Below are 984 nucleotides of genomic sequence, written 5' to 3'. Positions count from 1 at the left end.
ATCTGGCAGCGTGAGGTGCTGGGGTCGGAGGATGATCCGGAGTCGTTGTCGGCTAGGCAGGTTGCTTACTGGCGGGAGCAGTTGGCGGGTTTGCCGGATCAGCTGGATTTGCCGGCAGATCGGCCGCGTCCGGTGGTGCAGTCGTTTGCTGGTGGCCGGGTTGATGTGCGTGTTGATGCCAGGACGCATCGGGCTCTGGCGGAGTTGGCGCGTGCGGAGAGTGCGACTCTGTTTATGGCTGTGCATACGGCGTTCGCGGTCCTTCTGGCGCGTTTGTCGGGAACCGATGATATTGCGATTGGTACTCCGATTGCGGGTCGTGGTGAGGCGGCGCTTGATGATGTGATCGGTATGTTCGTGAACACTCTGGTGTTCCGGAGTCGTGTTGATGGGGCTGTGTCGTTCGCGGATTTGCTGGCGCGTCAGCGTGAGAGTGATATTGCGGCGTTTGCGAATGCGGATGTGCCGTTCGAGCGTTTGGTGGAGGTGTTGAATCCGGTTCGGTCGACGGCGCGGCATCCGTTGTTCCAGGTGGGTATGTCGTTCCAGAACCTCGCGCAGACCAGTCTGGAGTTGCCAGGGCTGACAGTCTCCGGTGTCGACTTCGACACTCAGCTGTCGCAGTTCGACCTGCACCTGATCGTTGCCGATGTCTACGGCGATTCCGGTGCGCCCGAGGGCATTACCGGTGTTCTCACGTATGCGACGGATTTGTTCGAGCGTCATACGGTGCAGGGTTTCGTTGATCGGTTTGTGCGGCTTCTCGGGCAGATTGTGTCGATGCCGCGTACGCCGGTGGGTGATCTCGATTTGCTGGGGACTGCTGAAGAGCGTCGTATTCTGATCGGTCGTAATGCGACTGCGTTGGCGACTGATCGTGCTGCGACGTTGGTTTCGTTGCTGGACGCGACGGTGGACGGTCATGCCGATGAGGTGGCGTTGGTCGGTGCCGACGGCGATCGTGTTACCTATGGTGAGCTCGGC

General features: G+C 60.2%; 1 protein-coding gene. It reads left to right on the top strand.

All coding sequences use genetic code 11. The features are described from left to right. Nucleotides 1–984, top strand: a 984-nt coding sequence (locus tag JZ791_RS44130) for a condensation domain-containing protein (RefSeq protein WP_254207395.1), incomplete at both ends; no start/stop codon positions are given.

It is taken from the genome of Nocardia alni (assembly GCF_019038435.1).
Classification (GTDB): Bacteria; Actinomycetota; Actinomycetes; order Mycobacteriales; family Mycobacteriaceae; genus Nocardia; species Nocardia alni.
This window is presented reverse-complemented; position numbering and strand designations above follow the sequence as displayed.